This is a genomic window from Pseudoalteromonas sp. S2721, from assembly GCF_005887425.1.
GTDB lineage: Bacteria > Pseudomonadota > Gammaproteobacteria > Enterobacterales > Alteromonadaceae > Pseudoalteromonas > Pseudoalteromonas simplex.
This window is the reverse complement of the sequence record NZ_PNCZ01000066.1, coordinates 91437-102265: the sequence shown is the minus strand read 5'-3', so window position 1 is coordinate 102265 and position 10829 is coordinate 91437. Positions and strand designations below refer to the sequence as shown.

Below are 10829 nucleotides of genomic sequence, written 5' to 3'. Positions count from 1 at the left end.
AAAACCAAACGATGAAGAACTCGTAAAGCTTGGCTCGTCAATCTCTGGCTTCTCAAGCTCATCGATTTCAGGTTTTTCTAGCGCTTCGATTTCAGCTAAAACTGGCTCGTCGTCGGCAATTGGTTCTTTAGTTGTGTACTCATCAAAGCCGAATGATGACGAAGCGGAATCTCTCGGTTCTTCTAGTTCAGGTTCATCTTGTTTAGGTTCCTCTGCTTTTGGAGCTGTTTCTTCATTGATGCTGTAAGATGAAGCAAGGCTCGCTAATTTTAGCTCTTGCTCTAGGCCTCGTTGCTCATCTAAGAAGTCGTCATCAGAGTCGTTTACGTCTTTATCGTCGTAACCAAGTTCAAGGTCATTAAATTGCTTGGCGTCAGCAAAATCATCAGCTGTTTGTGTAGATGGGGTTTGTGGCTTTTCACTATCATGCTGTGCACTAAAGTGCATTAGTTCAGAGAGAGCGTCGTTATCATTTTTCTCGGTTAATTCGTTTGTGAAGTCAGGAAATGAATCAGTGTCTTGCTGTGACTGCTCTGAGTTTTCATTTAGTACGGCAGCCGTTGCTGCTTGAAGTTCTTCGGCTTCTTTTTCTGCTGAAGCTTGCGCTTGGGCCGCTGCTTTTAGGGCTTTAGCTTGCATTAAGCTTTGTTCAAGCTCTGATTCTGCATCAGTATTTTTATTTTGACGAATACGAACAATCACTAAGCCTGCAACAAGTAGTACTAGCAAGACAATTAAACTTGGCATTAATAATGAGCTTGAAGAACTATTTTCACTTTCATAAGGAGCAGCAGGCTCCGGTGTAAATGCTGGCTCAACAGGTTCTGCCTCGACAGCTTTTCTTACATCTGTAGTTTCACTGTTTTGCGAACTATCAGGCGCTGCGTTATCAAGCTGTTGTTCCATCACAGGAGAGGTTACAGGCTCGGCCACAGTTTCTGTCGGGGTATCAGAGATTATAATGCGATCAACGTCAGCGGGCTCTTCTGTTTGCTGCACTGGTGGTGTTAGCTGTGTATTTTGCGTTTCTAGTGGTTCTGGCTCTATTTGTAATTGTTCTGCAGGCTGTTGCGGCTCAATAATCTCTGATGCTTGCTCAACTGTAGGCTGTGTTGGTTCTTCAGGCGTACCTTGTATTGCTCCTGAATGTCGAGTTGAGCGGGTGCTATTACCCTGAATTACTGGTTCAACGGGTTGTGTTGGCTGTGGCTGAACTTTTAGGTTTGAACCATTATTGAGTGGGGTAGGATTTTGGCAATTTTTTTCGTAATTTCTGGCAGCTGAACGATAATTTTTGTTGCTAGTGTTGTTACGATACTCATGCATTTGTTGCTTTAACAAAATACACATAGCTTCGTTGTACTGTGCTTTTGATGTAAAGCTCAGACTTGCAAGTAATAGTAATAAAGTTGTTTTTATAATTGGCATAGTTTCCTGACCAGTAAGGTTTATCTGGTTACCCAAACAATGAGTTAATTCTAAGCCCAGTAGGGCAATTTATCCACATTCATTAAATAATTTCAGCGAAATAGCAAAGTCAATCGATCACCATGAGCGCTCGGTATTCGTCATAAGCAAATTGGTCGGTCATTCCGCTGATGTAATCTTGAATTAAACGGCAGCGATAATAGAACTCGTAGGCGGTAAAATGATCAGGTTCGGCTTTTAGGGCATCAATGGCTTTTTGATAGCTATTTAAATGTTTATTAGATAGTTTTTTCACCAGACGAGTTTCAATTAAGTAGTGTTGATCGCCTTTTAAAACCCGTTTAAAAGCATCGGCGTCAAGGGCAAGTAAGGGCTTGTAGCAATCAAGTAAACCGCTAATGATTCGATAACCTTGCAGCTCTAAGCGCTCTACTTCTTTGTGGCAAAAAACGTGCTTTAATGCCACTTGTTTTAAGGTGAGCGTGACAGCGTGCAGATGGCTACGATCTTCTAATAACGCTTGATTAAAATCACCATGGTAAATGGCTTCTATGTTGCTGATAAACCGTTCTGCTGCGTAGCTTACTAATGGGTGTAGCAAGGTCACACGCAGGTAAATAAAAAATTCGCTGTTAAAATTGTATGGCTGCTCTTGCGCTTTACTTAACGCATAATCAATGGCTTTTTCGGCAAAGTCGCTGTGTTTGGTATCGTCTATGGTTAGGTTTGTGAGTGTGCGGGTGTATTGCTCTTTTAGCTTTTCACATAGCGACTCAACACTAATAATGCCTTTTTCTACCGCATCTTCTATATCGGCCAAACAATACGAAATATCATCAGCGGCTTCCATTATGTAGCTTGCTGGGTGGCGGCAGTATTGTTCAATTTCGAGTTCAGTTTGCAGTGCTTCTACAAAGGGTTTTTCGCTAAAGTAGTAGCCCACTTTTTTCATTAAGTAGTTTTTATCTTGCGGGCTGTCTTTTTTCGCCATGCTGGCTGGGCGAGTATATTTTAAAATTCCGGCACTTTGGCTGTAGGTTAAGTTTAGTGATAACAATGAATGAATTATGCGAATACCTTGGGCATTACCTTCAAAGCTTTTTATATCTTGGGCTAAGTGTTTAAAAATCACGCTGATGCCAATGCCTTTACAGCGCTCTGGGGTTAGTGAGTCTAAGTGTTTCTCGAACCACTGATTAATGGCTGCTTCGCCAAAGTGACCAAACGGTGGGTTGCCAATATCGTGCATTAGGCAGGCCATTTCAACGAGGCTTTCTAGTGGCCGCTCAAGTCCAGCTAGGCCATATTCTTTTTGCTTTGCATCACTGAGCTTATTAAAAATGGTTTGCACAATAAAGCGGCCTACCTGTTGCACTTCAAGCGAGTGAGTCAGCCGTGAACGCACTGCGGCATTGCGCTCAAGTGGAAATACTTGGGTTTTTTGTTGTAAGCGGCGAATTGCTGCACTGTTAATAATACGACCCCGATCACTTTCAAGCGCAGTGTGTAAATTATTGGTAGAACGCATTTCGCGTGCTGGGGTAATTTTTTTACCAAAATCGATCATTTTTCGTTCCCACAAAGCGGTAAAAATCGGGCTTTTATATGTTGTTAGCAAAACTTTGCTAGTTATTAAATTTAATCTAACAGCTTGTATCTTAAATTAAAATATTCATTTTTATTAAAGTTATTACTTTAAATTAAGTCCTTTATTCATATATTATTCAGTTTCACGCACTTCTTCATTATCTTGAATTAGAAAGGAAAGCCTTTTGGCTGTATAGCAATGATGCAAACTCTGTCTAAAAAAACATGGCTGCTAGCCAGTATTCTTTTGTATTGTATTGGTTTAACTGCTTGTAAAAGTACCCCTGAAACAAGTACTGAAAACACCTTAACAGTAGTCGAAAAAAATGCCATTAAGGCCAAACAGGATGCACTTCGCGCCCGTGGTTTTTACGAAAGTCAGCTAGGTAATATCAATTACGCTACAACGAGGCAATGCAGTAACTTTAATTTACAAAGTCACCGTGGCTCAATTCGCTACGCCGAAAACTCGCTTAACGCAGTAATTGATGCTATCGACAACAACTTTGATGTTGTTGAAATTGACGTGCGTATTACCCGTGACGATGTGTGGGTTGTGCATCATGATGCTCGCACCGGCCGCGAAACAGGCACGGTTGATAATAAGCGTCGTAAAATTGAGTCGATGAACTACAAAAAAGAGTGGGGCTATTTACGTCATCGTAATCAAGATACTGGGCTACTTACCGACAAAATGCCGCCATCATTTAGAGAGCTAGCAGCTACGTTTGCACGCTATCGTAAACCCCATCAAAAACTGAATATCGAAATAAAATCAAAGGCCTCAGTTAACGATTTAAAAATGCTTGATTACTTGGCATATGAGTTTGTTGGCGGCGGAAACTACTTTTTTAGTAGCTTAGAAATGCGCAACCTTACTCGTATGCGCGACATTAACCCAGACATTTATTTGGCATTTATTCAATCACCGGCAAAAGCCTCAATGAATAAGCTAGCAAGTGATCTAAAACGCGGTGCTGGGAGCGATCCTATTTATGAGCGTAACAAAGAAGAACTTGAAAGCTTGCAAGCACTTGGAAATCGTTACCATCGTGAAAAGCGTTACGACAGCCCTGTTAAGCTTGATAAATTGGTAAAGCAACTAAAACGTAACTTTGGCTATGTGCTTGATATTCGTCATTACAAGCAAAGTGCAGCTCGCTTGAAACCAGTTGCTAAAGCGCGCGGCATTATGATTGCTACATATTCAATTAATGGTCACGACTATCATGAGCGCAGCTTATTAGCGCAGTCACGTTCGCTGCGTCCAGACTCGGTGATCATGGACGACACCGTATATGGTTTTTGTTCTGTGTTCGAGTTGCCAAAAATGCAGCCGTTTTTTAGTGATGACCCAGAAGCTAAGTTAATTGCTAGTATGCCTGCAGACCTTGATTTAGAACGCTTAGATGAGCTGTATGCTTATAAAGCTAATCAGCTTTATCCTGCGGTGGGCGGCACGCTTAAATCAACGCAAGCACAAACTTATATTCCCAAAGTAACATCGACTCCTTCAGCGCCTAATTTAGAAATAGGGACTCGCCAAGCCGATGAAGACTTTAGCCTAGAAACAGATCCTGCTGTTGAACTAGAACTACGTAAAAAACAATAAGAACAATACTATGACTGATTTAATAAAGCCGTTTTGGTGGCGCTGCTTGCTACTTGTTTTAGCTACTTTATATTTATTACCCGAAGCAATTTTTAATGCCCAATTAGTGTCATTAGTGGGGTTAGGCACTCCTTCAGCAGAAGATCTTGAACACCTTGAAATTTATGGCCGAGCAGTGTCTGGAGTAGGTGTTGCGCTGCTGTTAGCTGACTTTTTACCTAAAGCCATGGTTGCTAAAGTTGGCCGCGGACTTATCTCGTTTATCGCTTTACTGTGTTTAGTTTGGCCAGTGGTGTTTTTTGGCCAGAAGTATGTAATTGAAAAGACCTTGATTGAGCCCTCTACAGCAGAGCAACGTCAGTTTGCTACGTACAGTGCAGCACTGCGTGATGCTCTAGCAATTAACTCGATTAAAGTGAATGATCTCGATTATAACCCTGAGCAATTACATAGTTCAGAGAACTTAACCTTTTTGGCGCTATTTGGTGGCTTACTGTATAGCGACGCCGCACTTTCAGATAATTTAGAGCAAGATAAACGTAAGATCATCGCTGCTTTTGTGCAGAAGAAAGCGTATCAAGATTTTGATAAACATTATAAAAACTACAGCCAGCTATATGATGAGCTGGTGGTTAAATACAAAGCCTATGCTGATGGCAGTAAAAAGTATAACAACACTTTGGCTGGAATAGGTGAACGTGAACAAGGTTATTGGCAGCAAGTTGAGCAAGAGATCAACAGTGGCTGGAGCAAGTATCAGCAAGCACAAAAAGCCCACATTGCCAAAGCATCGGCACGAGCGCAAAAGTATGGCCCTAAGATTTATGATTACCATCACAGTATAGCTAAATGCCGTGAGCGTTATGATAAGAGCAGCGAAAAAGATCGCCGTAATCGCTGCTATGAGCGCGAAGCAGCAGACTACCGAAGCACTATTTTAAAAGCGGGTATTGGCTATATAGAGCCTGATTACTGGCTTATCGAAGAAGAAATCTCGGCTGCAGAAAATGCCGCAGGCACTATTTTGATGGGAGTGCTCACTGGCGGTGTTTATACAGCTCTGCAAGCGGCAAGTTTAGCAACCGGTGGCGATGGTGGTCTTAAGGATAAACGCTACAAATACACCGATGATCCCGATCATTATCAACTGCGTTTTTTACAGCATCCGAACTTTCATAAGATGTTTGTTAGCGAGACAGGTTACCCGTTTACGGTTGAAAACTTAGTGGCGTTTCGTACTCACGAAACAACGCAAAACAAGCTTAGAGCACACTTTGCTAGTAAAGGTTTACAACTTGAAAGCAATTGGAATGTAAATCAACGCCAAGCGTTTGCTAATGCAGTCGCAACCAAAGTTACCAACGAAGCGAATGCACAATGGCAAAGCGAAATGCGTAAACGTGGCATGAGCTTAGAGCCAAACTTAAGCTGGGTTGCGTTTCAGTTACACCCGCAAATTCAAGCTAAAATTGCCGACAGAATGGGCGATTTATATGTGAAAAACATTCGCGCCGATTGGAATAAAAAGAACTTTAAAGACAAGGTGCTTGATCCAAACATTGCAAAACGCACCGACAAATACCTAGCTATGCTTAATAGTTCAGAAGGTAAATTTGCAGATGGTGGCGAGTATGCTGAGTACGGTAAACAAGCACTCCGTTCGGTGATTATTCCGCCTATTTCGATGTCGTTGTCACTGTTTTTGATTTGCTTAACCTTTAGCAAGCTGCCGTTAAAACTATGGCAATTGATTAAACCTCAGCAAGAAAAGCAACCAACCACTGCTGTATCTGTTTTGCAAAAGCTGATTATGCCAGCGCTGATTTTGATAGTGCCAGTAATGTTTGTGCATAACACCTTTACTGAAGACGACCAAAGCCCTGTTAACTACTTTTTAGACAAGGTCGATGAATCGAGCAATCCGGTGTTTAGTTATGCGATTCGTTGGACTTTGCATGCCCAGCCTTTGCTGCATCCTCTAGGCTTAGAATTTGAAGAAAAACTGCATATTTACGAGAGTTTTAGTCCAGTGAGCCATGCTTTAGCTAAGGTTGATATTTTGCGTCATGGCGATGCCAACTTAAGTGCAGAACAGCAGCAGCGCAGACAATACATGGTTGAGCAAAAAACTAAGTTAACAATCTCCACGAATGCGGCGAATGCCACAATTCGTATCATGAATATCGGCCCGAAGTATCGTCCTGGCATGACGTTAAAAACGGGTGCTTATGATATTCAAGTATCGGCGCCTGGATATAAAACGTATCGACGTTGGCACCAAGTTGATGCTGGTGAACAAACATTAACCATTGATTTAAGCAAGTAATTAGCAAGGAATGAAAATGCAACATTGCCAAAATACGGTGTATGCCACCGACCTCCACTGTTGTGATTGTGGAGAAGCACTTGAGCAAAAAAGACAAATGCACACGGTTGAGGAACTCAACCCTGATTTACTGGTTGATGTAAAAAACTATGCGCCACAAGCGGGTACGATCACAGGTGTTGTGAAGTCAATGTATTACTATAAGCGCCGCTATAAAACCAATAACGACAACATGTTATATGGTTATTGGTGGCTAGAAGTAGAAGACAAAGACGGCATTATTCATGAGTTTAGTGTTGATGCAGAAAAAGATGTAATTGCTAACCTACAAAAGGGTAATGTGATCACTGCTTTTCAGGAAACACCGTTAACGCTTAATTATCGCATTGCTGATGGCAATGCTAGGCGGGTAGTTAAAAATGACCGCTTTATGCCAGTTGTGATTGTGCATTTTGCCGATCAACAATATCGCAGCTGGGACAAAACCATTAGCCGAAACTACACTGGTGGAACGATATTGTGGCTGGTGCTAAGTGTTATTACATTCTTAATCATGTTGTTCGCTGCAAAGCTTGAGTTTTTGCCTGCGCTACTTGCGTCATTGCCTGTGGCAATTGGGGTGTTTATGGCAGAGCAAAACTACCATAAAAAAGCTAAAGCCAAACAAGAAGCAAAGTATGATGCGATTTTAGCGGCAACAGATGTGATGCTATCGACCACCCTAAATCAATTGGGTTATAACATGCTGGCAAGAACGCCGAGTAAGTCAGATGTTATTTGTATCTCGTGTCAGCAGCGTATCAGTCAAGATGCGGCACATTGCTATTGCTGTGGTGCTAAGCAACATGTTGAAGCGATTGCTGCAAACGAACAGTCGCTTGCAAAAGATGATGAGCAAGCTATTAGCATTCAAAAAGCGTTAGAGCCAACTATAACCAAACCAACTAGTATCGCTGAGCTTGAGCATGCCATTATGGATGAATATAGTCTTGCGTATGAAAACGATTACGTGCATAAAAATGTTTGGGCACGCAACGAAAAAGGCACTATTCGTCATCGTGCTGTGCTTGGTAAAGTATTAGAAAAAGAGCAAAGCGCACATGCCAATGAAACACGTGAAACAGTAACCACCACTGAAACAACAACCACCTATCGAGGTGGCATGTATGTGGGTAGCGATGTAAAAGAGCGCGTAGAGGTATATCGCAATCGTAGCACGACTTTAAAAGGCGAAATTATGCTTGAAACGGCCACAGGTGAGCCGTTTGTTTTTAAAGCCGGTGAAGATTTATTGGGCTCAGTTGATATCGGCGATTGGGTGTATTACGCCTACAGCAGTGTAGACACAAAGCGTTATTATAAGTATTACCGAGAGAATGCGGTTAATGTGAGTAAAGACATTGCCTATGGCAACACATCAGTACGTAGCTTTGGTATGGTACATGGTTTTAACCGTATGGTACTGCTTGGCCTTACGTCAATAGGGCTAGCGTGGTACTTTGATGCTCAAGATTTTTACCCGTTGATAAATACACTCGTACCAGAGGCCGGGATTGATTTACTCAATAATTACCCGCAAGTGGTCGAACATTTAGATGGGCTTCCGGTTGCTGTGTTTATTGTATTAAGTGTGGTTACAGGCGTTTGGGGCTTTATTTATAGCCTAATAAACGGCTCACGTTTAAAGCGTAGTGTGAAAAAGCTTGAGAGCATGATCACAAAATTTTCAAAACAGTTTGGTAACGTTTCTGAGCAAATTAACAAATTGAACTAAAAGGGTTTCGCATGCGTATTTGGCAATTAGTTTTAGCGGGTATATTAATGTTTAGCTCGGCTGTAAAAGCGGAGCAAGAGCAATCTGTGGTCCTTATTTCGATAGATGGCTTTCGTTGGGATTATATTGAAAAACACCATGCAAAACACTTAAAAGCAATCAGTGAGCAGGGCGTACGAGCTAGCAAAATGCGTCCTGTTTACCCGACCAAAACTTTCCCGAATCATTTGTCGATTATTACCGGCTTGTTGCCGGTTAATCATGGCATTGTCGAGAACCGCTTTTGTGATACTGAGCGCAACGACTGCTACAAAATGGGGAAAGGGAAAGACGATAGCACTTGGGTGAGTGGTATTCCGCTTTGGAACCTAGCGCAAATGCAGGGCTTAAAAGCCGCAACCTATTTTTGGCCTGAATCAGATGCGCGCTTTAACGGTATGTTGCCTGATTACTTTTATCATTATTCAAAACACAGTGATTACCAAAAGCGTGTTGATCAAATTATTCAGTGGTTGAGCTTACCAAAAGCGCAGCGTCCACGTTTGGTTATAAGCTACTTTTCGCTGGTGGATAGCATGGGGCATGAGTTTGGCCCAGATGCCAAAGAGACTTATGACGCAGTGCAAAAGCTCGATAGTTTAATGGCTGATTTATCGAGCCGTTTAAAAGCGCTTGATGAAAACATTAACTTGGTGATTGTGTCTGATCACGGAATGGCGTCTGTTGATCCAAGCCTTAGCATTAAAATTGATAGCTTGCCGCAAGATGAAAACTTCATAGTGCAAAACACTGGCCCTCGGGTTTTATATTATGCAAAACCAGATAGCAAAGCAGACATCAAGGGATTCAGCAAAAAGCTTGCTAAAGCCGCAGATGGTCGTTACGTCGTGCTAAGCGAGCAGCAAAAGCGTGATTATCACTATAATAAAGGCCCGCGCGTTGGCGATATTATTTTACAAACCGACGCACCTCGTGTGTTTACCGACAGTAAAATGGCTGGTTACCTAGGCACTCATGGTTACGCTTACAGCGAAGATATGGCCGCAACCTTTATCGCCACTGGCCCCGCCTTTAAACAAGGCCTTCGTTTAGACGAAGTAAGTAATTTAGATGTGTACCCGCTGATCGCCAAAATTCTAGGCCTTGAGATTTTAAGCCCAATCGACAGCGACGGCGCAAGTTTGTGGCCGGCTATGAAGCAGTAAGCTTTGAGCTAGTTTGTGCCAGCACATTACTAAGGCTAAATACGATACCGTAGGCGTGAAATTTATTTCGCGCGAAACAAGTTTCACGCCTACGAATTAATACATTAGTCACTGGGCGCTAGGATTTAGGTTCTTGGACGCGATGTAAAATCGCAGCTACAGACTCACACCCGTTACCTACAACTTCGTTACCCACCCGTACTCACCATGGCTTTGAAACTTGTAGCTTTGATTACCGGCATCAAATTGGCCTTGTAGGGTGTTTTCTGTGAGGGTCATCACGGCTTGATGGCCTGCTTTAGCATGATCATTGACTTTGCCAAATACACTTCTATCGCCATTGCTGGCTTCAATAATGTTACTAATTTCGACGGTGTAACTGAGGTATTCGTCGATCACTAAAATAAAGTGATCGCCGGGTTGTAAGGTTTTTAGGGTGTCTAAATCAAATTCGCTGAAAGCGGTGTTTGCTAATTGGTCAGGCAAACGGCCTTGTTTATATAGATAATCGTGCGCATGATTAGATAACTGATTAAGCGGCGCAGTTAAGTTCACAATGGGCTGTGGGGCTATTTGGTCGGCCTGCGCTTTGTAAGAGGCAACAAACTGCTGTGTGCTTGGTTTTGTTTTAAAACCATCACTTTGAATGTGCCATTCATTCAGTGCAAATGCTGTAAGTGGCAGAATGAAGATTAATGCAAGCGTCCTGTTCACATGTTTCTCTTACGGGTTTTTATGTTAACTCATTGTTGGTTTTTACCTTAAGTTAACAACCCGGTCAATGGTTAATCACTAAGTAGTGGTTTTTATTATCGTGTCGATAAAATTAATTTGTTTTACTCGGCTTTGAATGCTCAGCATAATCCGCGTTTTTTTGTCACCGAAACTCAAAGACCA

Annotated in this window: 6 protein-coding genes and 1 pseudogene; 4 read left to right on the top strand and 3 right to left on the bottom strand. The window is 42.2% G+C overall.

Features of this window, described 5'->3' with window-relative positions:
• Positions 1 to 1428 (bottom strand): annotated as a pseudogene (locus CWC02_RS19075) (hypothetical protein); the annotation flags it as partial.
• A 109-nt stretch (positions 1429 to 1537) separates the two neighbouring features.
• A complete protein-coding gene (gene dgt, locus CWC02_RS19070) occupies positions 1538 to 2995 on the bottom strand; it encodes a dGTPase (protein WP_138619800.1) in 1458 nt (485 codons plus the stop codon).
• 219 nt (positions 2996 to 3214) lie between these two features.
• Between dgt and CWC02_RS19065 the strand changes: the two genes are divergently transcribed.
• From CWC02_RS19065 to CWC02_RS19050, 4 genes are read left to right on the top strand one after another with little or no spacing between them, the layout of a single operon-like run.
• Positions 3215 to 4627 (top strand): glycerophosphodiester phosphodiesterase, encoded by a 1413-nt coding sequence (locus CWC02_RS19065; protein ID WP_228482473.1) that lies wholly within the window; start codon positions 3215 to 3217, stop codon positions 4625 to 4627.
• A gap of 10 nt (positions 4628 to 4637) precedes the next feature.
• Positions 4638 to 6953, top strand: coding sequence for a carboxypeptidase-like regulatory domain-containing protein (locus CWC02_RS19060; protein WP_138599373.1), 2316 nt, complete (start codon positions 4638 to 4640; stop codon positions 6951 to 6953).
• 16 nt (positions 6954 to 6969) lie between these two features.
• Entirely contained in the window at positions 6970 to 8727 is a 1758-nt protein-coding gene (locus CWC02_RS19055) for a hypothetical protein (protein WP_138619799.1), read from the top strand.
• Positions 8728 to 8738: 11 nt separating this feature from the next.
• Positions 8739 to 9932 (top strand): alkaline phosphatase family protein, encoded by a 1194-nt coding sequence (locus CWC02_RS19050; RefSeq protein ID WP_138619798.1) that lies wholly within the window; start codon positions 8739 to 8741, stop codon positions 9930 to 9932.
• Between the two features lie 177 nt (positions 9933 to 10109).
• Here CWC02_RS19050 and CWC02_RS19045 read toward each other — a convergent pair whose 3' ends face one another.
• Positions 10110 to 10646 carry a protease inhibitor BamI-like protein gene (locus tag CWC02_RS19045; protein WP_138619797.1) on the bottom strand — a complete coding sequence of 179 codons (537 nt, stop codon included), beginning with the start codon at positions 10644 to 10646 and terminating at the stop codon, positions 10110 to 10112.
• Positions 10647 to 10829 lie beyond the last annotated feature (183 nt).